Annotated in this window: 25 protein-coding genes; 8 read left to right on the top strand and 17 right to left on the bottom strand. The window is 68.8% G+C overall.

The window, feature by feature from the left end:
- Nucleotides 1-15 precede the first annotated feature (15 nt).
- The 4 genes from QF027_RS34880 to QF027_RS34865 all read right to left on the bottom strand — a co-directional run bounded on the left by QF027_RS34880 (nt 16) and on the right by QF027_RS34865 (nt 2,558).
- Nucleotides 16-303 (bottom strand): WXG100 family type VII secretion target, encoded by a 288-nt coding sequence (locus tag QF027_RS34880; RefSeq protein WP_280862262.1) that lies wholly within the window; start codon nt 301-303, stop codon nt 16-18.
- 110 nt (nt 304-413) lie between these two features.
- A complete protein-coding gene (locus tag QF027_RS34875) occupies nt 414-1,190 on the bottom strand; it encodes a hypothetical protein (RefSeq protein ID WP_307079104.1) in 777 nt (258 codons plus the stop codon).
- Nucleotides 1,191-1,448: 258 nt separating this feature from the next.
- Nucleotides 1,449-1,730: a hypothetical protein gene (locus tag QF027_RS34870; protein ID WP_307079102.1), complete on the bottom strand. Its 282-nt coding sequence runs from the start codon at nt 1,728-1,730 to the stop codon at nt 1,449-1,451.
- A 108-nt stretch (nt 1,731-1,838) separates the two neighbouring features.
- Nucleotides 1,839-2,558, bottom strand: coding sequence for a DinB family protein (locus QF027_RS34865; protein WP_307079100.1), 720 nt, complete (start codon nt 2,556-2,558; stop codon nt 1,839-1,841).
- A gap of 217 nt (nt 2,559-2,775) precedes the next feature.
- On the opposite strand from QF027_RS34865, the gene QF027_RS34860 reads away from it, so the two are divergent.
- The 4 genes from QF027_RS34860 to QF027_RS34845 are packed head-to-tail and all read left to right on the top strand — an operon-like array spanning nt 2,776 to nt 7,782.
- Entirely contained in the window at nt 2,776-4,506 is a 1,731-nt protein-coding gene (locus QF027_RS34860) for a nucleic acid/nucleotide deaminase domain-containing protein (RefSeq protein WP_307079098.1), read from the top strand.
- 54 nt (nt 4,507-4,560) lie between these two features.
- Complete coding sequence (locus QF027_RS34855) at nt 4,561-5,133, top strand: SUKH-4 family immunity protein (RefSeq protein WP_307079096.1); 573 nt, start codon at nt 4,561-4,563, stop codon at nt 5,131-5,133.
- Nucleotides 5,134-5,137: 4 nt separating this feature from the next.
- Nucleotides 5,138-5,968 (top strand): nucleic acid/nucleotide deaminase domain-containing protein, encoded by an 831-nt coding sequence (locus tag QF027_RS34850; RefSeq protein ID WP_307079094.1) that lies wholly within the window; start codon nt 5,138-5,140, stop codon nt 5,966-5,968.
- Between the two features lie 26 nt (nt 5,969-5,994).
- Nucleotides 5,995-7,782 (top strand): hypothetical protein, encoded by a 1,788-nt coding sequence (locus tag QF027_RS34845; protein WP_307079092.1) that lies wholly within the window; start codon nt 5,995-5,997, stop codon nt 7,780-7,782.
- 6 nt (nt 7,783-7,788) lie between these two features.
- Here QF027_RS34845 and QF027_RS34840 read toward each other — a convergent pair whose 3' ends face one another.
- Genes QF027_RS34840 through QF027_RS34825 form a run of 4 tightly spaced genes read right to left on the bottom strand, consistent with a single transcriptional unit; the run spans nt 7,789 to nt 10,444 of the window.
- Entirely contained in the window at nt 7,789-8,460 is a 672-nt protein-coding gene (locus QF027_RS34840; protein WP_307079089.1) for a hypothetical protein, read from the bottom strand.
- A complete protein-coding gene (locus QF027_RS34835) occupies nt 8,457-9,758 on the bottom strand; it encodes a hypothetical protein (protein ID WP_307079087.1) in 1,302 nt (433 codons plus the stop codon). Before QF027_RS34835 ends, QF027_RS34840 begins: the two co-directional genes overlap by 4 nt.
- Nucleotides 9,755-10,069 (bottom strand): hypothetical protein, encoded by a 315-nt coding sequence (locus QF027_RS34830; RefSeq protein WP_306975643.1) that lies wholly within the window; start codon nt 10,067-10,069, stop codon nt 9,755-9,757. The genes QF027_RS34835 and QF027_RS34830 overlap by 4 nt, the downstream gene beginning before the upstream one ends.
- Nucleotides 10,070-10,099: 30 nt before the next feature.
- Nucleotides 10,100-10,444, bottom strand: coding sequence for a hypothetical protein (locus tag QF027_RS34825; RefSeq protein ID WP_306975645.1), 345 nt, complete (start codon nt 10,442-10,444; stop codon nt 10,100-10,102).
- A 514-nt stretch (nt 10,445-10,958) separates the two neighbouring features.
- On the opposite strand from QF027_RS34825, the gene QF027_RS34820 reads away from it, so the two are divergent.
- Together QF027_RS34820 and QF027_RS34815 are read left to right on the top strand one after the other, a co-directional pair.
- Nucleotides 10,959-12,461, top strand: coding sequence for a hypothetical protein (locus QF027_RS34820; protein ID WP_307079085.1), 1,503 nt, complete (start codon nt 10,959-10,961; stop codon nt 12,459-12,461).
- On the top strand, nt 12,461-14,185 hold the full coding sequence (locus QF027_RS34815; RefSeq protein WP_307079083.1) for an outer membrane protein assembly factor BamB family protein: 1,725 nt from the start codon (nt 12,461-12,463) through the stop codon (nt 14,183-14,185). Before QF027_RS34820 ends, QF027_RS34815 begins: the two co-directional genes overlap by 1 nt.
- A gap of 70 nt (nt 14,186-14,255) precedes the next feature.
- Here the strand turns inward: QF027_RS34815 and QF027_RS34810 are convergent, their stop codons facing one another.
- The 3 genes from QF027_RS34810 to QF027_RS34800 are packed head-to-tail and all read right to left on the bottom strand — an operon-like array spanning nt 14,256 to nt 16,242.
- A complete protein-coding gene (locus tag QF027_RS34810; RefSeq protein WP_307079081.1) occupies nt 14,256-14,618 on the bottom strand; it encodes a hypothetical protein in 363 nt (120 codons plus the stop codon).
- Nucleotides 14,618-15,877, bottom strand: a complete 1,260-nt coding sequence (locus tag QF027_RS34805) for an amidase domain-containing protein (RefSeq protein ID WP_307079079.1) — start codon at nt 15,875-15,877, stop codon at nt 14,618-14,620. The genes QF027_RS34810 and QF027_RS34805 overlap by 1 nt, the downstream gene beginning before the upstream one ends.
- Nucleotides 15,878-15,879: 2 nt before the next feature.
- Nucleotides 15,880-16,242: a type VII secretion target gene (locus QF027_RS34800; protein WP_307079077.1), complete on the bottom strand. Its 363-nt coding sequence runs from the start codon at nt 16,240-16,242 to the stop codon at nt 15,880-15,882.
- Between the two features lie 159 nt (nt 16,243-16,401).
- Here QF027_RS34800 and QF027_RS34795 point away from each other — a divergent pair, with 159 nt between their 5' ends.
- A complete protein-coding gene (locus tag QF027_RS34795) occupies nt 16,402-17,058 on the top strand; it encodes a hypothetical protein (protein ID WP_307079075.1) in 657 nt (218 codons plus the stop codon).
- A gap of 212 nt (nt 17,059-17,270) precedes the next feature.
- Here the strand turns inward: QF027_RS34795 and QF027_RS34790 are convergent, their stop codons facing one another.
- The 3 genes from QF027_RS34790 to QF027_RS34780 form a co-directional block, all read right to left on the bottom strand.
- A complete protein-coding gene (locus tag QF027_RS34790; protein ID WP_307079073.1) occupies nt 17,271-18,128 on the bottom strand; it encodes a hypothetical protein in 858 nt (285 codons plus the stop codon).
- A 587-nt stretch (nt 18,129-18,715) separates the two neighbouring features.
- A complete protein-coding gene (locus QF027_RS34785; protein ID WP_307079070.1) occupies nt 18,716-19,846 on the bottom strand; it encodes a WXG100 family type VII secretion target in 1,131 nt (376 codons plus the stop codon).
- Entirely contained in the window at nt 19,843-20,166 is a 324-nt protein-coding gene (locus tag QF027_RS34780) for a hypothetical protein (protein ID WP_307079069.1), read from the bottom strand. Before QF027_RS34780 ends, QF027_RS34785 begins: the two co-directional genes overlap by 4 nt.
- Nucleotides 20,167-20,465: 299 nt before the next feature.
- Between QF027_RS34780 and QF027_RS34775 the strand changes: the two genes are divergently transcribed.
- Nucleotides 20,466-20,591: a hypothetical protein gene (locus tag QF027_RS34775; RefSeq protein ID WP_307079067.1), complete on the top strand. Its 126-nt coding sequence runs from the start codon at nt 20,466-20,468 to the stop codon at nt 20,589-20,591.
- A 77-nt stretch (nt 20,592-20,668) separates the two neighbouring features.
- Here the strand turns inward: QF027_RS34775 and QF027_RS34770 are convergent, their stop codons facing one another.
- From QF027_RS34770 to QF027_RS34760, 3 genes are read right to left on the bottom strand one after another with little or no spacing between them, the layout of a single operon-like run.
- A complete protein-coding gene (locus QF027_RS34770) occupies nt 20,669-21,781 on the bottom strand; it encodes a hypothetical protein (RefSeq protein ID WP_307079065.1) in 1,113 nt (370 codons plus the stop codon).
- Nucleotides 21,772-23,025, bottom strand: a complete 1,254-nt coding sequence (locus QF027_RS34765) for a hypothetical protein (RefSeq protein ID WP_307079063.1) — start codon at nt 23,023-23,025, stop codon at nt 21,772-21,774. The genes QF027_RS34770 and QF027_RS34765 overlap by 10 nt, the downstream gene beginning before the upstream one ends.
- Before the next feature lie 39 nt (nt 23,026-23,064).
- Nucleotides 23,065-24,093: a hypothetical protein gene (locus tag QF027_RS34760; protein ID WP_307079061.1), complete on the bottom strand. Its 1,029-nt coding sequence runs from the start codon at nt 24,091-24,093 to the stop codon at nt 23,065-23,067.
- Between the last annotated feature and the right edge of the window lie 70 nt (nt 24,094-24,163).

Raw genomic sequence — 24,163 nt, 5'->3', positions numbered from 1 at the left:
CGGCGGTAGCCGGTACTACTTCTGGCTGAAGCCCTTCTGCAGCTCCTTGTCGGTCGACTCGTACGACTCGAGCGTCTTCTTGAGCCCCTCGTGCAGCTGCTTGGCACCGTCGGCGATCCGCTTGATGCCGTCGCCCCAGTCGTCCTGGAAGTCGTCGCAGGCATTGTCGAGACCATCCGTGCCAAGTCCCTTGGGACCCACCTTGTTGAGCCGCTCCTGGGCGCCGCGCATACGGTCGTCCACTTGGTCCAGCCGGTTGATCAGGGTCTTCATGCGATCGACATCGATCTGGAAGTCAGCCATCCCCGTGTCTCCCCGTAGTCGTGATCCAGTCACCGGCGCACAGATTATCGGAGGGGCAATCTCTGGGGTACCTGAGGATGTTCGCGGTCGCCAACATGTGACGGTCGCGCTCAGACGCCGTCCCACACGTGCAGCACGGCCTGCGCGTACGCCAATCGCCTGTCCAGCCGGGCCGACACGATGTGGAAGATACCGCCGCCCCGATAGTCGACGACGACGTCGGCATCACCCGACGGGCGCCACAGCGCGCGGCTCGGAAGGCCGAGGTCCCAGGCCGACTCCTTCTTCGCCTCGTCCTTGTCGCCGAACAACAGCGGCACCAGCCCCTGGAGCGCCCCAAGCGCCCAGATGACGAGGTAGACCGGGGAGAAGACGGTGAAGAGCGCCCACCCGACCGGGGTTCCGCGCTTGGCGGTGAGAGGCTCGCCGCCGGTAACCGCCTGCACGGTCCAGCGCGGGCGGCGCGGCCATGGCAGGGCCCGTCCGTCCAGACGCGTGATCCGGCCGATCGGTGCGCCGTCCCCGCCGTACACCTCGTACGCACCCGAGCCGACGGACCGGACCGAGCACAAGGGTTCGGCGTCCGGGCCGCTCACGGTGAACGGGGGCCGCGCATGGCGCCCGCCGTTCGGGGCGTCCTGGGGCACGTTGACGTAAGCGACGGGATTGCCCTTCGTTCCCTCGCCCGCCGACCGGATGGCGACGGTCTGTTCCCCGGCCTTGACCCGGGCGTACGCCCGCAGTCTCTTGCTCTCGATCTCGATCCTGGTCTCGGCCGCGGGATGCGGATAAGACGCCGGAACGGGGGGCCGGCCGTACGGTCCCGGGGCCTGCGGCCGCCCCGGCTGCTGCCCCTGCGAGGCCCATTCCTGGCTGCTGTGGTCCATGGCCGCCCAAACTGTCGATGCCGTTGACGATGACGAGCGTCAGAATCTCAAAGGTCGGTCGGCCGCGTCGCGGGGTGGTCGGCGTCAGCCGATTCAACGACGACTTGTTCACGTGAACTTCACAGGATTTCCCCTGGAAGGTTTCCCCGTGGAGGGGTCGCCAGCGGCTGTCGAGCCACGGCAGGACCCCGCGCAAGACCGGTCCGCCGGCAGCGCATACCTCCCTGCTCAGCACGCCCCGTCCGACACGGCGGGCGCTCAGCCAGGTCCCACCGGTCTGCTGCCCAAGCCCTTGGTCGTGGTCAGGAGCGAGCAGTGCGCGGCTGCTTCCACCACGGCAAGTTCCAGTTTCCCGTCCGTGAGATGTCGCCGGAGTCCGGGAAAGGCGTCCGTCTTCTCGACCTTGAGGGTCACCCACGCAACTCGTTCCAAAGCGAGCATCCCGGCCGCACCCGCCTCCAGCCGAGCAACCGGTCCATGGAACCAGCCGGGCGCGGACGCATTGAGATCGCCGACCACCCGCATGGGCTGTCTGGCCATGGTCTCGGGACTGTGACGAGAAGAGCTGCACGACGGAGGCCCCATCCGCCCAGAACCGCTCACGCGGCTCGCGCCCGTTTCATGGCGCTCAGCCCTCGGCGGGTGCAACTACCCAGCAGCGTTGAAGCGGGCCTGCCACAAGTCGCGGAGCAGCGCGATCTCAGCCATGTGGTGGATGAGTTCGAGGTTGGACCCCCACAGCACGGAGATGTACGGCTCGTCGGGCGCGGAGCCGTAGGGGTACTGGGAGAAGCCGATCGTGTCGAGCTGTTCCTCGGTGACCCGGCCGACGGCTTCGCGCCAGCGGTCGAGCAGGGACCAGAAGCGTTCCTGGGCCAGGGCCGCGGAGGGGGTGAAGTCGACCAACTGGTGGGGATCCGTGCGGCGTTCGCCGAAGGTCCACTCCCACTCGCCGGCGAAACAGGAGTGCAGATGCCCCAGTCGCCAAGCGATGGTCGTGACCGGCATGATGTCGGGTTCCACCGGGCCGGTGTGGGCGAGGACCTCCTCGACCCGTTCGACGCTCACGCTCCAGTCCTCGGCGATCTTGGCGACGCTCATGCCGTCGGCGGCCTGGCGGGCGACCTCGGCGTACTCGCCCGAGGGGATGTCCGGGGCGCCCTTGTCGAGGACCCACTCGCCGGGACCGTACGCCCGGGGCGTCACCGCCTCGCTCCGGCGCCGGATCGACCAGCAGTCGGGGACCGGCTCCCACAGGTACTCCTCGTCGCCGAGCCCCTCGAGCCGTACCTGCGCCCGCTCCCTGACGCAGTCGAACTGGTCCAGCAGTACGCCCAGTCGGTCGGTGCGTACGCGGTCGTTCTCCATGCCCGGCTCCCCCTCACGGTCGCGTGCGTCGCCACGCTCACGCGGAGGCTAACGGCCGGCCCGCTCGGAGCGCGACGGATTTCCGCGCCCGGAGGCCGCCCGTCCGGAAGGTCTGCGCCAACTGAGCTCCAGATCAAGACATGTGAACGAGGGTCAACTTGTTCCATGATTCGATCAAAGTTACGTTCTCCCGAGTAACTTTCGAACGGGGGTTCTCGTGGGTGTTGTCCTGCCGAGCGAGCTGGATGCGGCCCTGGACCTGATAGGCATCAGCTGGCCCAACGTCGACGAGGACGACTACCGCGACATGGCCCAGGCCATGCGGGAGTTCGCCGACGACATCGACCACGGAGCCGCCGACGCCCATGCGGCGATCTCCGATCTGATCGGGACGAATGAGGGCCTGGCGATCCAGGCGCTGGAGAAGCACTGGGACATCGTCAAGGGCACGCACCTGACCAACCTCGCCGAGGCGGGACGGCTCGCGGCCACCGCCCTGGACGGGGTGGCCGTACTGATCGAGGGCGCCAAGCTGGCGGCCATCGTGCAACTGGGCATCCTGGCGGCCGAGATCGCGGCCGCGATCGCCGCCGCCCCCGTCACCCTGGGCCTGTCGACGCTGGGTGGCATCGCGGGGACCCAGGCCACCCGGATCGCGGTCAAGCGCATCTTCGAGGAGGTGTGCGAAGAGGTCGTCTCACGGGTGATGGACGTCGCGATGGGGCCGGTCTACCAGGCGCTCGGCAACATGGCCGGAGACCTGGTGGTCCAGATCGGCGGCAACGCCCTGGGCACCCAGCACGGTGTCGACCTCGGCCAGACCGCGAAGGCGGGCCAGGAGGGCTTCGGCGAGGGCGTCGACGCCGCGAAGTCGGGCGGAATGCAGCTGGCCAGTGCGGGCGGGAGCTCGGGCGGGTCGATGCAGCTGGCCGGCGCGGACGGCGGCGGAGGGCCCAGCGGCTCGGGCGGCGGAGGCGGCGGTCAGTTCAGCATGGACCTGGAGTCCTACGACCGGGCCGGCACGCAGCTCAAGGGCGCGGGCGGCAAGATCCGCGACGGGGCCGGCAGCAAGCTCTCCCGCGCCAAGTCCACGCACGGCCGCACCAAGGGCAAGGACGCGATCGCCGACGCCGCCAACGCCATGCTGGACCAGGTCATGGACGGCATCGAGAAGGGCGTCAAGCGGTCGGCCTCGCACCTCGACGAGAACATGACCGGCGGCCTGAAGCAGATGGCCAAGCGTCACCGGGACAACGACGACGAGACCGCCCTGTCCCTCAGGCAGCTCCAAAAGAGCAATGACGGCAAGACGCCCATGTACCTCATGGGCGACGACGGAACGCTCAGGCGGCTGAGGACGGACGGCGGGACCGACAAGCTGAGCCAGGAGGACCGCGACCGCATCGGTCTGAAGCTCGACGGCGACAATGCCGGACGACCGCTGCCGGGCGAAGCGAACCTCAAACTCCAGGGCAAGGAGAGGCCGCGTCCTCTCAGCAATTCGACACAGGTGGAACTCGGGAGCACGCCGCTGTCCCAGGCCGTCCAACTGGCCCGCCACTCGGACAAGAGTTACGGCAATCACAAGCAGGTGAACGGGCAGGACAAGTTCGAGAGCAACAACTACGCCGCGGCGCGCTTCAACAGCAACAAACAGGACGACGGCGACTTCATCCTGGTCGCGCGCAGTTCGGGATTCCGTCACTCCGAGCGCATGATCGGCTTCCCGGTTCTACGGGACGGGGCGGGCGGCCGTATGACCGAGCTGTATACGGAACGAGCCCCCTGTTCGTCCGCACCGAACTGCAGCGCGTGGATGCGGGAAAGACTTTCACATGTCGATGTCACCCACAGCATCGATTACGGAAACACAAAAGAATCCAGAGCGCAGGGCAACGCGGAAATGATGGATTATCTGGACCGCCTCAAGGCGAACCGGAACAAATAGCGTACGTGCTAACATCGGGCACTCCTCTCATTCGCAAGGCAGGCAGGTCACTGGATGACACCCCCCATCGACCGGGAAACCCTGGAGTCCGAGTTCGGCCCGGAAGAGCTCACCACGTATTCGGCGGTGGTGGTGGCGAACATCCAGCACGAACCGAGCGCGCGCTTCCTTCGTGACGTCGGCATTCCGGCCCGCCCGAATCCCTGGTTCGACCTGGTGGACGGGACTCCGGAGCAGGTGAGGGCGCTCGGCGACTGCTACGACGACCTCCGCGAGCGGTGGACCAACCTGCCCGAAGGGGCCGAGGGCTGGCTTCTCCTCGGCATGGTCCCGTACGACGACATCGCTCTGGACGGAGTCACCGGAACCGTTTACTGCCTCCCCGGTGACGAGTCCGAGATCTATCCGCTGAACAAGGATATCAATTCCTTCGCCCATTTCCTGTACCTGCTGGAGAAAGAGCGTCCCCATTACGACTTCGAGTCGGAACAGGAGTCGCTCGACCCAGAGGGGGCGGCGGGGCGGCTCTCCGAGCAGATGAGGGAAATCGACCCGGCCGCGCTGGAAGTGGGCCATTCCCGGTGGCACGACATCCTCGAATATGTCGCCGAACCCGAGGCGAGGTAGGGCGATGAACGACAGCGATATTCGGCAATTCGGGAGCGGCGCGGTCACCGACCCGGCCGGCACCCCCGAGAGCGTCCGGCGGCTCGCGCACATCGCCGTCCCCCTGGCGGTCGGACCGTACTTCGCGACGGCCGAGTCCGACCCGGTCCCGCTTCAGGAGTTCGCTCAGTCCGTCGGCCGTACGGTAGTGCGGGACGAGTGCCGGCAGTGGGCGCGGCTCGGGTCCGACCGCGGGTTCGAGCTCTGCGCCGACCACGAGGGCGTCGTCCGTGCCGTACTCCTCGACTGGGCCGAGGAGTCGAGGTTCGTGAACGCGACTCCCCAGGCGTTCGCCCAGTCGCTCGCCGCGCTCGACCAGGGCCTCGCCGCGATCCTTGGCACCGACGTGCCGCAGGAGGCGTCCGCCGCGTACGCGGAGCTGGAGCAGCGGCTGCGGGCCCTCGATCCCCGGGCGTTCGAGGGCCGCGAGCACTGGTGGCCTCTCGTCCTCGACGACATCCGGGACACCGCGAGCGCAGAATGGTTCACCGCCTTCGAGATCGTGAACGACCGGGGTGAGAAGCAGATCGTCACGCAGGCCGGCGACATCGCTGTCCACCCGGAGGAGCGGTTGTGGGCCCGGCTGCGGGCCGCGGGCGTCGAGCCCGAGCAAGTGCTGCGGATCCACACCGAGTTGGAGGCCTGCTTCATGCCGGGGCACTACTGCTCGTTGTGGCTCGGGCAGGTCTTCCCCGAGGCACAGCTGACCCACAACTTCCCCTACGGGGAGACGGCGGAGTCCCGTGCGGAGGGCATCCGGCAGCTGCGCGAGGCGGCCGCTCGGCAGCCTCAGTAGAGCGAAGACGGATGCAGGACGAGGGGATGCAACACGCCATGACCGTCGGTGCCGTCACTTCGGACATCACCTCCTGGCCGCCGATCGACGAGGAGACACGGCCCTTCGGGCAGCGTTTGCTCGACTGGGCGGCCGACGGAAACGGGGCCGGGCCCCGGCTGTGCCTGGTGCGGGGCGCCGAGGGCAGCGGCAAGAGCCGTCTGCTCGCCTGGTTCCTGGCCGGGACGATCGACCGGCCGGGGATCACCGTCCATGCCACCGTCCCGTCGGAGGGGCTCACAGCCGAGAGCTTCGCCTGGGAGTTGGGACGGCAACTCGGCTACGGTCCGCTGTCCCCGGTCAGGCTGCTGGACCAAGTGACCCTGGACGAGCGGCCTTTGCTGCTCCTTGTACCCGATCTGCACCGGGCCGGGGCGGGACCCGCGGATCTGCCGACGGGAGCGCCCGAGACCCTGGTCGCCGAGGTGCTGGAGCCGTTGCTGACACTCCCCCACGTGCGTGCGGCCGTTGAGGTGGGCGAATCGGGGCTGCTGACCGCCGACCACGCGGAGGTCGTCGACCTGGGCAACAGCGCCGGGGCGCCGCGTGCGGGCGAGGCCCCGTACCCGGAACTCCTCGCGGCGGTCCCCCACACCTCCGACGACCGGCCGGACTGGTCCCAGGCGCCCGACGCGGTCCGCCGCCACATCCTCGACGCGGCGCTGCGCGCCGACGACGAAGGGGCCACCGTACGCGACCTGTTGACCGACCCCGGCTTCCTCGTCCACGGCTCTGCCGCCGCGCTGACCGCCACTCTCACCGACGCACGCATCCCCGTTCCCGGGCGGCTGCGCGAGGTGTGGAGGCGTGCCGCACCCGAACTGACGGCGTATCACACCGACAGCGCCGAGCGGGCCGCCCTGCTGCACACCGCCGCCGTGGGCACGGACCCGGCGCTGACCGAGTACCTTCAGCCCCTCGCCGAGCGCCATTGGTGGACCGCGGTGTGGGCCCGGCCCGGCCTCGCGGTGACCGCGCTCGCCCTGGTGCCGGGCGAGGAGCGACGGGTTCTGGCGGCCGACGCCACGGGGCGGCCGCGGCTGTACGACCTGGACAGCGGTGCGTCGGCCGGGGCTCTCGGCGGGGGTGCCGGTTCCCCGTCATCCTTCGTACGACCGCGCTCCATCGCCCCGCGCGACGCCCGCTCGGTGCTGATGTTCGACCGGTCCGACGCGCTGCTGCCGCTCGTGCCCGAGGACGACCCGAGCGCCGCGATCGTGCTCGGGCACATCGCCGAGCACCACGGTTCGGCTGCCCTCGCCGAGGAGGAGTCCCAGGTCAGCGCTCTCGGCAGCGGTGGCCCGCAGACGCCGTACGCCGTCGTCGGCGACCGGAGTGGCGCGGTTCACGTGTGGTCCCTGAGCGAATATCAGGACACTCCGCGCTCCTGCCACGTCCACGAACAGCCAGTCACCGCCGCCACCTGCGTCGGCACCGTCGACGGACTGACCCTCACCTTCAGTGCCGCGTCGGACGGCTCGGTGCGGCTGTGGGAGACGGCCTCCGACGAGCCGATGCCCGTCCCGGTGCAGCAGCGCCGGTATCTGGTCACCGCCCTTGCCGCGGCCGACACCCCGGTCGGTCCGGTGCTCGCCGTGGCCTGGAGCGACGGTGAGCTGCACCTGTGGCACGTGCTCTCCGGCGAGGTGCGCGTCCTGCCCCTGCTGCGGCCGTGCGATGCCCTCTCGCTCACCGCCGGGGGCCTGCTCCTGATCGGGGATCCCGAGGGTCTGTACGCGGTACAGCTGCGTCTGGACGCGCTCCGGGAGCTGTGAGACGCCCTATCCGAAGGGGCTCGCAGCGACGGGGGCACTCTTCGGGACCGGGTCCGGCTTCGGGGCCGTGAAGGAGATCCCGGCGGCCACCAGCGTGGCCAGTTCCAGGAACTCGTCCTGCGCCTCGAAGACCTCGGTGGACAGGGACACCACCACCGCCTGCGGGATCCGCGGGAAGGCGAGGTGGAACGTGGCGGTGCGGACGGCCGAGGTGCTCTCCCCCTCGACGCCGAAGAGCGCTCCGGGGACCGTGACGGCCTGATCCGCCACCACGACGGCGGCGAGCCCCGACGGCAGTTCGACGACCCCCTTGTGGGTGTCCGGCTGGTCCGGGTGGGCGCGCAACGCGCTGTGCGGGTAGAGGTGGGGGTCTCCGGCGGGCCGGTCGGTCACGGAGATCTGGCAGATCCCCGTCAGGAGCAGATCGTCGTCCGTGCGCAGCACGAAGGAGCTGAAGTGGACCAGGCCGTCCTCGACCAGTCTGCCCAGCGCGGCCTCGAAACCGAGGGCGCTCGCGACCAGTTGCCCGGTCGTCGCGTCGGGGCAGAGCTCGGCGAGCGCGGTGTAGTGGGCTTCCAGGCGCTCTTCGGGATCGGCCGAGAGTTCCACCGGCCGGAAGCCCTCCGGCAGGGTGTACCAAAGGGGCAGGGGCCGGCCCTTGTCGGCGGTGGCCGTCACAGGGCCCTGGCCACGGCGAAGATCTTCTGGAGGGGTTCGACGGCGAGCCCGCCCGCCATGACGCCGTCGCCCGCGACGGTCGCGTTCGTGGCGGGTGTGGCCCACCTGTCGGTGTAGTCGGGGTCGAGGGTGATGGCGGTGGGCAGGGCGAGGGCTCCGGTCGCCACGGCCTGCGTGACGTCGGCGGCCATCGCGCCGGCGGCCGACGAGGAGCCGAGCTTCGCGGCGGCCCACTCGACGGGCCTGGCGATGAGGGGGTTGGACGGATCCGCTGCCTTCGCCGCCCAGTTGAAGGCCTCACCGCCGTCTTTCACGGCCTGCGAGACGGTCGCACCGGTGCGGGCCAGCGTCTCGGCGCCCCGTGCCGCCTCGAAGGCGGTCCTGCCTCCCTCGATGGCGGCCTTCGTACCGTCGATGGCGGGGCCCACGCCCGGGACGGCACCGAGCAGGTCGCCGCCGAGCGTGGCCCACTCGCTCAGGTTCTTCGACGTCGGCGGCCACATGTCCTTGCCGCTCTGGACGTACTGGTAGGTGTGCTGGGCCGCCGCGGCCAGGCTGAGGCCGATGGCGATGGGGGCGAGGACGGGGCAGAAGATCGCGGCGATGCCGACGACCGTGGCCGCGACCGTCAGCAGGTCGCCGCCGTGCTCGTTCCACCAGTCCTTGAACTTCTCCCAGGCCCCGCCCTCGGGCGCGTACTCGCTCGCGTAGTTACGGATCGCGTCGGCGTACTCCTGGGCCCGTTCCCCGTGCTGGCTCTCCAGCTTCCTGGCGTCGTCGATCAGGTCCTGGAGCCGGTTGCGGGCGCCGTCCAGGGTCTTGCCGGCGCTCTCCAGTCGGCTGTTGGCGCTGTCCAACCGCGCCTGGGCATCGGCCAGTTGGGCCCCGTCGGTGAACATCCGGCCGGCCAGGCGCAGATCCGGGTCGGAGCGGGCCGTGTCGTAGTCCCGCTCGGCCTGGTCGGCACTGCGGCGCGCCTCCTCGGCGTCCGCCTCGTAGTGGCCTGCCCTGACCTTCAGGTCGTGCAGGGTGTCGCTCCACTTGGCGATCTCGCCGCCCGCGGCCTTGAGGGAGTCGTGGGCACGCTGGAGATAGTCGGGGAGGTCCGTCACCTTCTCGGTGAACGCCTTGGCCGCCTCCCCCGACCACCAGGTGCTCTCCTTGGAGAGGGAGTCCAGCAACTCGTAGGTGGTCTGCAGTGTTTCGGCGGTGCGCAGCAGGTTGTTGGACAGGTTGGTCGCCAGGTGGGGGTGACCAGGGGTCGGGTTCCAGCCGAGGCCGCTCCAGTCGTCGCTCACTTCGCCGCCCCTCCGGTGTGGGCTCCGGTGTGCTGGAACGCGCCCTGGATCTCCTGCTCGGTCTGCTCGTAGGCCTTGATGATGGCGGGAAGGGCGTCGTTGAGGACCTTGATGCGCTCCTGCGTCTTGCCGAGTCCGAACTCCCAGCCGTCCTCGAAGTCCTCGCAGGCCTTGTCGAGCACGCGCTTGCCCAGGTCCTTCGGCCCGGTGTCCTTCATCCGGCGCATCGCCTCGTCGAGTTGGGCCTGGCTGTCCTCGAGCTTCTTCTTCAGCTTGCGCAGTTCGTCGAGACTGACCCTGAAATCGGCCATGTTCCTTCCCCCGTGTTCCGGTCCTGCGCGTCAGTCGGAGACCCGGCGCAGGAAAAGCCACATTCCCTTGGTGCCGTGGGTCTGCCGGGCGAATCCCTCTTCCCCGGCGATGGTCTCGGCCTCTCCGGCGGAAATCCCGGGGTACCGGGCGGGATTGACCCGGATGTGCCCGCGCACGTTCGGGGCGCCGTTGCGGATCTCCCCGCGCAGCTCTTCGCGGAGCCGCCCGGGTGGGACCTGCCTGCGCCGACGCCGCGACCCGAATGCGATGAGGAGGTTCACGAGCACCAGCGCGGCCACGCCGGCACCGATCCACCCGAGAGTGACCGGGCTGACGACACCACCGGGCGGGGCCGCGAGCGGAACACCGGCCATGTGCATCGAGGAAGAACCTCCAGGTGACAACGGCAGAGGGCCCGCACCCTAGCGATCCCTGGTAAGGATTCGGCCAGGCGGACGGCCGCCGGATCGCCGCGGCCACACGTCCCTTCTGTGACCGTACCGGCACTGTTGTACCCCCGGAGGCCATGGTTCCCTCACGGACCTTCACACCATCATCCCAACCGGCCCACACCACCCCCATCGGTCTTTTCCGCATGGATCACCATCATTTTCCGCCCGGATGACGAAGGCGGCGAGCAGCGGCACCACCGGAAACCGGCAAGCTTGTAGGGTGTCATGAGCATTTCGGGGGAGCTTTTGATCACTTGAGCGGCATGCTCCATTTCGCTGTGGGCTCCCACGCATCATCGAGACTCACGGGGAGAGGGAGTTCATGTCGTACCCTCCGCCGCCCGGAGGGCCGGGCGGCGCGTATCCACACGGGCAGGGAGGGTGGGCACCACCTCCGCAGCCGCCGCAGCCGCAGCCGCAGCCGCAGCCGGGTGGCGTGCCCTACCCGACCCAGACCGCGCCGGGCCACTACGGCTACCCACCGCAACCGCCCACCACGGCGCCGGGTTGGCCCACAGCACCCCACAAGCCGTATCCGCAACAGCAGCCCCCCGGCGGAGGCAGCGGAGGCGGGGGTGACCAGGGCGGCGGGAGCGGCCTGAAGAAGGTCGTCATCGGTGTCGTCGTCCTTGCCGTGCTCGCCGTGCTCGGAACAGCTGGCCTCGCCGCCTACCAGGCCCTCGGCGGCGGCGCGTTGCCCACCGCGACCGACGACGCGCAAGACGAGCAACTGCTCAGCCCGGACGACATCGAGGAGCTGCTCGACGGCCGTAGCCAGGCGTTGAAGAGCGGTGACGAGGACACGTATCTCGCGCCCTTCGCCGGCGAGGCCAAGGACACGCAGAAGAACCTCTTCGAGAACCTGCGCAAGATCCCCTTCGCCCAGGCCGAGTACTCCGTCCTCAAGACAACCGGATCGAGCACCGACGAGTACGGCGACGGGGCCACGATCGCCCTCGACGTCGCCTTCGTCCACAAGATCCAGGACGTGGACGTCCGGCCGGTGTCCGAGTGGTACCGGTGGATCATCAAGCGGGAGTCGAAGGACGCCGAACCGCGGATCACCAGGGTGGGTCCCGCACCCGGCGCCTTCGGTGCCAAGAGCTATGTGTTCTACCCGGCTCCCTGGGACCTCTACGAGGACATGCACGTCGTCAAGAAGGCCCACACGCTGACGATCTCGGACAGGAAGCACGCCGCCGACACGGACCGCTACGCGCCGTACATCGAGAAGGCGGCGAAGGACGACATCGAGCTGTGGAGGGCGAAAGGTCCCGAGGACACCGAGACGCCCACGGGCTTCGTGACGGTCCTCGAACCCGACCGCAAGACCTACTCCTCCCTGTACGGCTCGCCGTACGTCGACTGGGAGGCCGGCCAGAGCGTGGCGATGCCCACCTTCGACGCCGGATTCGGCGGGGACAAGAAGGACCTGGAGTACGGCGGTGCCCGGGTCAAGATGGACATGTCCGGGAACCGCTTCACCAACGCGACGTACTGGCCGAAGCTCGTCCAGGAGATCTCCCACCACGAGTTCGCGCACGCCATCGTGCAGCCGCTGGAGGCCGCCTCCGGCGGGTTCGCCACCGAGTCCAACACCCGCTGGTGGGTCGTGGAGGGTTTCGCCGACTACGTGGCGTTCCGCTTCGACCGTGAGCTCGGCGCGTGGAACATCCGCAACGACGTCACCGGCAAGGAGTTCAGCGGCACGCTGCCCGAGGATCCCGGGGCCGGGGACGAGGTCTCCACGAACTACACGGTCAGTTACCTGGCCATCCGGTTCATGGCCGAGAAGAACGGCGAGGCCGCGGCCCTTCGGTTCGTCACCGACCAGTACCGCCACCCCGGGCAGCTCGACCAGCAGTTGCGCGAGGCCACGGGCATGGGGGAGAGCGAGTTCCAGGCCGCCTGGGCGGGTTACGTGAGGAGCAACAGCTGATGAGCACAGACGGCAGTCAGAGCTCCGCCGGCCCGTACGGACAGCAGCCTCCGCCCGTCCCCCCGCCGGGGTACGGGTACCCGCAGCAGCCCCCGACGCCGCCGCAGGGCCCGCCACCACAGGGCCCTCCGCCGCAGCCGTACGGCTATGGGTACGGCGGACCGCAGCAGGCCCCGCAGCCGTACGGCTATGGGTACGGCGGACCGCAGCAGGCGCCCCCGCCGGGGTACGGGGTGCCGCAGGGCTACGGACACGCTCAGCAACCCGGGCAGCAGGGTTACGGTCATCCCCAGCAACCCCAGGAACCCCAGCAACCGGGCTACGGGTTCCCGCCCCAGCCCCCGCAGCCGTACGGGTACCCCGGGCCGGGCGGCCCCGTCGGCCCGGCCCAGCCCGGAACCCAGCGCAAGAAGCCGGTCGGGATGATCGTGCTGCTCGTCATGGCCGTGCTCGTGCTGAGCGGGGCCGGTTTCGGTGCCTGGTACATGCTCGTCGGCTCGGCGAGCAACAACGTGCTGTGGAGCGTGGCCTCCAAGCAGGAGGGCGAGGACGTCGACGCGGTCCTCGGGGCCAAGACGCGGGGCACCTGGTTCACCGACAAGGCGGTGGTCCAGACCCTGCCCAACGGTGTGAAGGCGTACGACCTCGACAGCGGCAAGCAGCTGTGGGCGAGTGCGCTCCCCGGCGACAGCAGCGAGGCGTGCGTCGCGCCCGAGAACTCCTCCGGCGACATCGGCATCGTCGCCTACGGCGAGGGGAAGGCCTGCGACCACCTCGTGGCCTACGACCTCGGCACCGGCAATCAGCTCTGGGACAGGGACCTCAAGCCGGGTGGCACCACGTCGAAGGACGAGGTGTCGGTCGCCCGGGCCGGCGATGTGGTCGTCGTCAGCGCCGCGAAGGTGACGCTGGCGCTGAAGGCGGCCGACGGCACGGCGGCCTGGGACCCGAAGAAGTTCGCGACCGAGGACTGCGGCAGCGGCCAGTTCACCGGCGGCAAGGCGCTGATCCGGGTCCGCGGGTGCCAGATCAACGACTTCGACGACCCCGACTGGGGCCAGAACTGGGACGAGGTCTCGCTGATCGACCCGGCCACCGGACAGCCGCGTTGGACCTACCACCACAAGGTGCCCAAGGACAGCTTCGGCGAGATCGAGGGCGGCGACGTCGTCTCGACCTCTCCCGTCGTCCTGATCCGGCACGGCGACGACGGGGACGCGCTCTTCTCCCTCGACGACGAGACGGGCAAGGTGCGCAGCCAGTTCTCCCCCGCCACACCGTCCGAGTACGTCAGGACCGACGACTCGCTGGGCGGCCCCTGGTCCGAGGCGGGCGTCTTCGGCGACACCTTCGTCATCGGTGTGGCCGGCGAGAAGAGCAAGGAGCTGCTGGCCGCCTACGACCTGGACAGCGGCAAGCAGCTGTGGAAGACCGACGCGGTCGAGTTCAGGTCGTTCTATCCGCTGCCCGCGGCCGGAGGTGACCGGATCCTCGCCTACAAGACCAGCAACGACACCGACAAGGGCCCCGAGCTGGTGGAGTTCGACGCGAAGGACGGTTCGACGAAGACCGTAGTCGAGTACCCGACGGACGTCCGCAAGGGCATGTCGATATCCGCGAGGCCCTACTGGCACGAAAACCGGCTCTACGTGTCCGAGCCGAACCCTTCCGTCATCTACGGGGAGACGCCGTACACCCTGGTGGCCCTCCCCACCACCGACTGACCGAGGGGCTGTTGCCCAGAAGGCTCCCGTCCGCCCGCGTACCGGTCGACGGGAGCCTTCTGTTTCCAGGTCAGTACCGCGCGGCGGCCCTCGTCAGCCCGGAACAGTCCTGCCCGCCGGCGGGGTCCGGCTCGTACACCCAGTACAGGGCGGCGAGTTGGGCCAGCAGCAGGACGGGTACAACGCACCCGGCGGCCATGGCGAGGGCCCCCGGCCGCTGTCCCCGGCGCCGCAGGGACAGCAGGAGGAACAGGGCCGCCAGGGCGCACGCGGGCGCGGCCCAGGCGGTGACGTACATGCGGGTGGACGGGCCCAGGTAACGGCAGTTCTGGAAGGTGTCGCCGTCGAAGGAGAAGTGGGCCGCGAGAAGGCCCGCCGAGGCGACGACGAGGGCCGGGACCAGCAGCGACCGGCGCGGCGTGGAGCCGGCCATCAGTACCAGTCCGGATTGGGTCGGACGATCCGGATGTTCTGCTGCCCCTCGTGCTGCTCGGTCGCGGGGAGCCTGCCCTCCAGACTGACGTTCTGGTACGAGTCGCTGTGCTGCGTGTACTTGATCTCGCCGTCCGGCATCACCGCGGTGACGATCGCCGCGTGGTGCGTGTTGCCCTTCTCGATGGAGTCGTTGGGCCCGGACTGCTCGTAGTAGATGATGTCGCCGGGCTTCACGTCGGAGCGCGGGACCTCGCTGCCGCCGTGCTCCAGCATGAAGTTCTGGTTGTTCTCGGCGGCGGCCCAACTGTCGGAGTAGGCAAGCCGCTTGTCGACGCCGTCGACGCCCGTGCGGTTGCCGATCATCCAGGAGTCGTCGTCGGACGTCCCCCAGATGCTGGTCTTCTCCTTCATCCCCGCGTGCAGCAGGGCGTTGGAGACGAAGTTGGTGCAGTTGTTGCCGAAGTCGGTGGGGTCGCCCTTGTCCCAGTTGGCGAGGGCGTACTCGACCAGCTTCACGCGGTCGTACTTGCCGTTGCCGCGCAGTTCCTGCCGTACGCCGGGCGGTATGCCGTCGAGGTTGGCGAGGGCGACCGGCTGGGCCAGCATCATGTCCTTGCGCTGCCGGTCGGTCAGACCGTTCCACCACTGACGGACGGTGGTCGGGTCCTCGTCGACCGGGATGTCGTTCGCGAGCATCTGCATCTGGACGTGCGAGGCGTGCGTCTGGAGGTCGTTGAGGGCCTTGCCCGGGTCGGTGAGCCCCGTCTGGCCGGCGAGCTCGGCGAACTCGGCCGCCGCCAACCGGTCGGCGGCGGTGACCTGTTGGACGGCCTGGTCGACAAGGTCCTGCACCTGCGCGCGGTACGGCCCCATCTCCTCGGCCTCGGTGCGGCTGCGCGGAGGCGGTCCGGTGACCGTCCCGTCGACGCCGATCTCGAGGCCGTACTGCGTGGCGAGGTCCACCGCGGCGCGCATGGTGCTGTGCGCGGTCTCGATGGTCGTCGTCATCCCGTCGGCGACCATGTTGACCGACAGGAGAATGTCGTAGGCAGCCTCCAATTGGTCGGACAGCTTGGCGAACTCGGCGGCCGCGGTGGCACCGACCTCGTCGGTCCAGTTGTCCTTCAGCGGCTTCGCACCGTACTCGCGCAGGTCCTTCGCCGCGTCCAGGGAGTACTTGGCGAGGGCGTGCCACTCGTCGGCGGCCGTCGCCCAGGTCTTGGGGCGGGCGTTGTTGATTCCCTCGTACGACACCATGGTCAGCCCCTCCCGAGATCGTGCAGCCCGGTTCGTAGCCGCGACTCGGCCTCGGCGTCCGCACTGTCGTAACCGTCGGCGGACTCCCGCAGCTTCTGGCTGAGTTCGCCCATCCGCTTGGCCAGGGAGACCATGTGCTCCTCCCACTTCTCGGCACACACCTTGAGCTGCACCGGGCTCTCCCAGCCGTTGCCGTAGTGCGCGCCGTACACCTCGTCGCTGGTGTCGAGCGAATGACTGAGACGCTTCATCGTCTGCTGGGACAAGGATTCGGTGTCATCAGCCGCGGCGCGTACGCGCGCAGCGTTGATGTCGATGTCGGCCATGGACGACTCCCCCGATGTGAACTGGCTGTCGGTGATCATCGTACGGGGGGTATGGGGGGCCTTCGCGGAACCTTCACAGGCGTCTCACGCGTCGCGGACAGCGCTCTTCACAGTGCCTGCTCCGGCCCCCACGGTGGTCTTCGGATCTCGCTGATAACTTGCTCCCGCCGCCAGTTCTTTCTTTTCTTCGGGGGATCCATGAGCCAGCCGCCGCCATACCCACCGCCACCACAGCCTCCGCAGCAGCCGCAGGGCGGCTACAACCCGTACCTGCAGCCCGCGCCACCGCAGCAGCAGCCGGGGTTCGGCCCGTCGCCCGTCCCCGGGCAGCCCCCGATGCACCCGGCACCTGCCTTCCAGCCCCCGCAGCCCCTCGCTCAGCGCCCGGCCACCAGTGGCAACCCGGTCGGCGCGATCGTTCTCGGCCTCGCGGCCTCGGTCCTCGTCGCGCTGCTCTACACCGGGCTCATCGCAGCCACGTACAAGGAACAGTCGGTCACCGTGGCCAACACCCTGTACCTGGCCCACGCGCTCATCAACGGCGCGGTCGTGGGGGCGTTGATCGGCCGGATGGCCGGCCGCAACACGGGCGCGACCATCGGTGCGGCCGTCATCGGCGCGCTCGGCGCGTTCTTCGCCTACGTCAATGCGCTTCCGGTGATCTTCGCCGTTGAGCAAACCCCCCTCGCCTCCTGGCACTTCCTCCAGGCCGAACCCTTCTTCCCGGCCAAGGCCTGGTGGAACGACGAGGCGTCCGGCGGAGTCGACTGGTTCTCTCCGCTGGGACTTGTGGTTGCCGCAGGTGCCGCGTGGGGGCTCGCCTACGCGATCGGCAACAAGCGTCGCGAGACGTGATGCCGAGGCCGTTGACGACTGGCCGGACTCCCGTGTCTCGGTAGAGCACGATGGCTTTCTCGTGGTGAAGGCAGTGCCCGGCAACTTCTCGGACCCGGCCCCCGACAGGTGGGCGCTCCGGCTTCCTGGAGCGCCCACCTGTCGGGGGTGTCTTTCATCCGGTCAGGGCCTCTCCCCGGTGTGCCGGTGAGAGGCCTGTTCACCGGCGTCTCTCAACCCGCCGCGTGGCCATCGCCGTGGTCCATCCTCGCCACCACCTGCGCGATGAAACCGACGAGGGGAGTCAACACGCCCGCCGCGGCCGTCCACAGCCGCCAAGCGCCGCTGTCCGGGATGAGCAGCAGGGCGGTCAGGCAACCGAGCGCCACCGCGAGTCCCACGACGACCGGTGCGGACGCGGTCACGAGCCAGCCGGCGCCGAGGTCCAGAGTCTGCACTCGCCGCTCGGGATCCGGTTGCGCGGGTGCCATGACGCCTGCCTCCTCGGCCTGCTCGGCAACCTGGACCGGGACGGCGCCCGGCAGTTGCCAGCCGTCGTCGCCCACGAGTTCGGCGAGGACGTCCCGGCCACGACGTTGTTGCGGATGCCAGAGCAGCCAGCCGTGCACGCCGGCCAGGGCGGTCCCCGCGGCTTCGCCGTCCATCTGGGAGTGGAAGGGAACCTGCCGTCCACCGCCCTCCAGCACCAGACACCGCAACGTGCGGGTGTTCTCCCGACGCTTCTTCTCGTCGGCCGCCTCCGGGCTGCCGGGCGGCGGCACGTCGGTGTGCTTGCCGGCTCCGGTGACGGTGACGCGCAGCGCCTTCCAGTCGGGGCCGACGGTGCGCTTGGGGCGCCGCGGGCTCTCGTTCTTCCACCAGTAGCCGAGCGGGGCGAGAGTCGCCAGGGCCCAAAAGCCCCCGATCGTCCACGAGTCACCGAACTGCACGGCCCGCCCGGCGAGTTGACGCTCCACGTCCTCACGCTGGTCGTCACCGATGGCGCCCAGTTCGGGGTGGGTGGGGACGTAGGCGACGAAGAGGTCGCTGCCGACTTCTCGGCGGAAGTTCGTGGTCGCTTCGAATCTCACAGGCACACCCTCACCTGTCGGTGAAGGAAGCAGAACGGTGAAGTCCGCTGTGGCATCGGCAGTGCTGTGACGACTGTCGGCAACCTCATTCTCGATCTTCACGATGGGACGCTGCTCGATCACCGCACCAGCCTCGGCCAGTACCGCACTCGTACCGGTTCCCCCAGCATCGACGACGGCGAGCGTCACCCAGAGAGCCAACATCGCGGGAACGGCGACCATCCCGCCGACGAAGCGCGCCGTCAACCAACGCCTGCCTCCCAGCTGCAACGGCACGGTGCCTTCGCCACAGTCCCGGGCAGTCGAAGCGATCCTCACACCCCATGCGTAGGTCTCGCGACGGGAGGGGCCGCCCGCACGCACCACCGCCACGCCCAGGACCACCCCACATGTGGCCAACAGCCCCAGCGAACACCACAAGACAGCTGTGCGCACCGGCGTGGCTCCCAGGAAGAGCCACGCTGCAGTCAACGCCGCAAGGGCGAGCGGAGCAACTGCGGCGACGAACCTCCCGCAGCGGAGGAAGAGACGAGGACCGATGACGTCGGCTGCGCCGTTCGCGTCCTTGTCCATGGTCCATTCACTGCTCACCCGAACGCTCCATACCTCTGTGGATCGGGCCGCCCCCGCAGGGCGCCGGCGTCCTCGCTCGCGTCCCTCTTCGCGTCAGCGACCGCGCCGGGCTTGTCCTTACCCTCTTCGGCATTGGGATTGCCGTTGGCCACCCCGTCGATGTCCTTGGAGATGTTGCCTCCTGCTCCCAGTCCGATGCTGATGGGAGCATTGGTGGCCACATCCCCTACGAGTTGGTGTGCCGCCGAGAGCGTCCGTCCATCCGTGGCTCGGTGGACGGCAACGCTCCCGGAGCCCCCGGTCAGCCCTCCGGCCACGGCTCCGAGCGCCATCTGAGAGGCATCGAACCGATCCCTGCTGTGAAGGTTGGTCAGGGTGTCGCCGACGACCGACGAGGCAGCCCCCACCGCCGCACCGTCGGCGGCGCTCGCCCACATACCTCCACCCAGCCTCTGTGCCAACAGGCCAGACCCGTACTTCCCGCCCAGCGCTCCCACCACTCCGTTGACGGCGTTGTTGGCGAACTCGGCGTCCTTGCCCATGGCCAGGTTGGTCGCGATCCCCGTGCCGGTCCCCGCACCCCACTGCGCGCCGAGCTCGACAACCAGCCGCCACCCCTTCCCCTCCCTGGCCAGCCCGCGGACGTACCGAAACACACGAGCGGCAGCGCTGAGAAGCCGGCCCAACTTCGACGCGGCATCGGCGGCCTGCGCGGCCAGGCGAAGTGCGTTGGCAGCTCCGGCAGCCGCAGAAAAGCCCAGCGTGACAAAGGAGAGCGCGGCGGACGCGGCGATGGATACACCGATCTCAAGGTAGATCTGATGAATCTCATCATTGATCTCCTCGATGTTGTCGGCCGCCTCCTCAAGCCCCTTGGCCGCCTGCTCGAAAAGCGGCAGAGTCTCCTCGACCGCTCCCCCGACCTTCTCCCAATACTCACGGAAGGCCTCGGCGGATTCCCCCCGCCAATGCTCACCGAGTACGCCCCGCGCCCTCCTGTCGAGCCCGCCGTAAGCCTCCCCGAGCTCCTCCCCCATGGTCCGCCACCCCTTGGCCGCCGCACGCAGCACATCCGGACGGCCACCGGGATTCACGACCTCGATCCCGGCCTCGTAGACCTTCTCGGCGACGCTCTCCTCGCTCATGTCTTCCCACCCTTGAACAGACCGGCGAGTGCCTCGTCCGACGCTTGGGAATTCTTCGCGTTGTCCTTGAGAGCCTGGCTCACCGCATCGAAGTGGCGAGCCAGATTCCCCAACGATTCGACCATCCCTACGGCCAACTCCACATAGGCAGACGTGACCACTTCGGACTCCGTCAAGAACCCGAAGCCGTCATGGATCTGCTCCGCGCCCGTCGTACCCTGAAATGCCCTGACCTCACTCGCCAGGTCATAAGCCCGCGTATCGAACGCGCCGGCCAGCTTCGCCAGTTCCTGCGGATCTAAATAGAAGTCACCAGACATACGCCGCTCCGTGCACTCATCCCTCGACGACCTTGGACTTGCACTTCCGCAACCGCACGCCGATCGAAGAGTCACGTACCAGCACACGATGGAGGGACGGCGTCAACTCCCTGTCAGCTGGACCCACTTCTTTCGGATCCGCGGTGTGGACCGTCGACCGCAGGCACGTGCAGGGAGCCTGGGAGATCCTCCCCGACGGTTCAAGGGGAGAAGGGATGGCCAACCCCCACTACGAACCGTCGCCCCGAAAACACCTCCCAGTCCCCCACCCACCTTCCCCCTTCCCCTGGATGGAGCCGATGAGCGGCTACCTGGTCCCCGACCGTTTCCATGTCACCGCCTACAACGGCGATCATCAGGCGTCCGCGATCCTGCGCTGGGAGGGTGAGAACCACGACTGCACGATGACCGCCGTCGGCCCCTGAGGCCAGGTGAGCGGCATGGGAGCCGGCACTGCGGCAGATGGGCAGCAGCTGACCCGGCCCACCCGGAGAAAACGTCGTCAGGACCTGACCGGAGCGGAGCAGCCGTGGGCTTTCGCCGAGCGCTCGGCGAAGGCAGTCAACGCGGCTCGCTCGTAGGCAAGTCCGGACGAACTCACAGTCTCGTCGGGCCCGTCGCCGTCGCGCCCGTCGGCGACCTCAAGGGTGAACAGGGCCTGGCCGTCGGAGCACTTGGCCGTCGTCCAGCCGGTCCGGTCGCCGGGTCGGCGATCATGCGCAGGAGTGTCGGGGGACGGCACGTCCTCCCCGTCGTACTCCTGGTTGTCCGCGAACTCCTCCTCGGCGTAAGGGCCGAATCGGGCCACCAGGACGTAGCGCATGCCGAGGTCCGCGTCCGCCAGCCGGCACATTTCGTACGGCGCTCCCCCGCGCTCGGTCTCGATGGCAACCGACACGCCCTGGCCGACGTTGATGCCGGAGCAGGTCCCGTCCGCCGTGCCGAGCGGCCGGTACTCGGTCTCGTTCACCGGCAGGCCGAGACTGCGTACGGGCTTCCCGAGTCGGGCACCGCAGCGGCGTGCCGTCGACGCCTTCGCCGCAGTGGACGTGGCGATCCTGGCGAACTCCGGTCGGTTCGCCGGGTCGTCCAGGGTCTTGTCGAGCGTGGTCTCGACGGTGACGGACAGGCCTTTGGTACGGCTGGCTCCGGCGCACCCGAGGACCAGGCTCACGGTGACGTCCTCGGCCTCGTTCGTGTCGAAGGGGTCGCCGACATGTTTCGGCCGCGCCCCGAAGAGTCCTGTCCAGCCCTGCCCGACCGGCACGGCGAGTGCCGCCTCTCCGGGTGGCCCCGTGTAGAGGGAGGCCAGGCGGTCCCGACCCACGTAGGCGGTGTCGAGGACTCGGATGTCGGCGCTGCCGCCACCGTCGATCTGCACCTCGCACCGCACCAGGCCCATGTCGGTCCGCTCCGTGTTCTCGACATCGACCGCTCCCGGCCCGAGGACGTCACGCACCACATCCCGGTCGAGAAGACCGTCGCAGGCGCCGTCGAGCGCCGACTCGTCCTTCCATCGCTGGAAATCCCCGTGCACGAACAGGAATCCGGCGACGGCGACGGCCGCGGCGGCCAGACTGGCCACCACCCGGAGGACGATCCGTCTCACTGCCATCCCTCCACCTCTCCCAGCATCTCGCTGTCGTGGCACCGCTGTTGTCGGGGCCAGCCGTCGGGATCGGTGAGATAGGCGTCCATGAGCTTGCGGGCGTTGTGCGAGTAGGCGGTCCGCTGCGCTTCGCTGAGCGTGCGCTCGTCGAGTGCGCCGGTCTTCATGTTCACCGTGACACGGTGGTAGGTGCTGCCCGCGGCGCACGTCGACCTGGCCCACAGAGCGAGTTCGCTCGGCTCGCCCTCACTGATGGTCTTCGTACGGCGCCCTTCCTGGAAGCCGTAGCTGTCGCCCGTGTAGTCATACTGCTCGACGGCTGACCGGCCCACTCCTCCGGCCCAACTCGCGGCCGAGACGTCGGTGACCGCGTCCCGCGGCATCGGATCGGTCTCCGTCCAGTCCTTACGGTCCAGGGTGGTGGCCGTGCAGACGTTCAGCAGCCGGGAGTTCTGAAGGTCGCCGACGGCGGTCCAGTTCCCCGGGAAGCCGGTGCGCCTGCCGAGCCCACGGCACTTCTTCGCACCCAGTCCCGGCTCGTCGACCCGTACGGTCCTGATGTTGCTGCCGTCAGGATCCGCGGTGACGTCGGCCTCGTAGGTGTCGATGATCCGCGTGGGCTCCGCGAGCGGGGAACCCCCACACTTCTGTCTGCCGGTGATTCCGTTAGCGACATGAACGGCGGTACGGAAGCCCATGAGGTCCCGGCCCTGCTTCCCCTTGCCGGATACGGACAGGTCGACATCGGCGGTGACATACATCTGGGACACCTCGCGCACCTGGCTGTCGAGCCCACCGGCACACTCGGCGACGATCCACGCATTCCCGTCCGCACCCGCTCTGCCCGTGACGCCGGGCACCTCGTACGACTCCTCCTCGGCGCCCGCCATGATGTCCTCGACCTTCACCGACATCGGCATCGGCGACACGAGCGCGGCAGCCCGCACCCGCACCGACCCGTGCCCCGGCCACGTCACGGCACAGTTCACGAGCGAACGGCTCTCCTCGCCGGGCTCCAGCACGGTGCCGTACTGACTCACCTCGCCCTCGACCTCGTCGGGTACGAGACTCCGCAGATCGCCGTACGGCAGCAGTCCGCCGCAGGCACTCTTCAACTGCGCCCGATTCGCCGCCTTATGTCCGCCGCCGGGGCCCTGGGCGAGGAAAAGACCGACCACTCCGCCGACGAACAGCACGAGCGGCAGCCCTATGAGCAGCGGCTTGCCCGGCCGCCAAGAACTCTGGACCACTGAAATCCCCCGTAATGCCTGTGATTCAACGTCCGTGCTTCAAGAGGGCAGGGCCGCCGGTGCGCCACACCCATGGCGAGCCGCAGACTGCTTCGCGAAGTGCTCCAGATCCGCGCGCTCCTCTTTCGTGAGCGGGTCCGAGGTGAACTTCCGGTCGCTGCCCTCGACCGGCGAAGCGTGGTAGTAACCGATGCCCAGGGCGCCCTGGCAGGTGGCCGACGTCCAGGCCGTGGACCTGTCGACCCCCGAGGGGGTGTCGTGGCCGCCGTACTTGCCGTTGACGACCGCGTCGGACCTGTCGCTGAAGGGGCCGTATTCGGCGGTCAGTTGCAGACCGCCGACGAGTACGCACTCTTCCACTGGTGACCTTGCCGCGTCGGTCTCCTGCACCTTGGACTCGGACGTCATTCCCTTGCAGGTCCCGGTGGCATCGTCGGCCAACACGGTCCGGGCGGTGGCAGGGGGAGCGGTGAGCTTTCCCTCGTCACCGAGTTCCGTCACGCAGCCGGTCTTTTCCGCCGCGCGCTGTGCTGTCCCGGTGACGGCACGGGCAAGCTTGAGGCGTATGGCCTCCGTGACCTCGACGTCGTACGGCGAGTCAGCCGCAACGAGAATTCCGCTGCCTTCTTTCTGCGTCCAGTTCTTACAGCTGAGGAGCACCGACGCAGTGGCTTCGTCACGATCGGTGGCCATGAGGCCCTGCCAACCCGCGTTCAAGGGCATGGAAAAGGAATTCTGGTCGCGCTGGAAGGTGTAGACGCCATACGCGTTGTGGGCGCCGGCCGTGGTCTCGATGGATATCTCGACGCCATCGACGATACACCTCGTCGCCAGGCCGGCTGGCTCCTCCACATCGTCCGAAACATCGAATTGCCAACTGGAAACATCGAAGCCCAGACCGAGCAGGGACAGCTGCGACTTCCCGGCAAGGTCCAGTACCGGGTCGACCGAAAGCATCCCGCTACAGGCTCGCCCGGTTTTGGCAGCTGGGTACTGGAGCTGAAATCCGTACCAACCGGCCCCCAGCACGGCGAGCGTCACGGCGAAACCGATCAGTCGACGCTTCACGTTCCCTCGGAGAAGAGACCGATGTTCCCATTTCATTTTCCGCAATCCCTATCTGCGCTACGAACGGCCG

Source organism: Streptomyces canus, assembly GCF_030816965.1.
Taxonomy (GTDB): Bacteria; Actinomycetota; Actinomycetes; order Streptomycetales; family Streptomycetaceae; genus Streptomyces; species Streptomyces canus_E.
The sequence above is the reverse complement of the archived record's forward strand: the minus strand, read 5'-3'. Positions and strand labels throughout refer to the sequence as shown.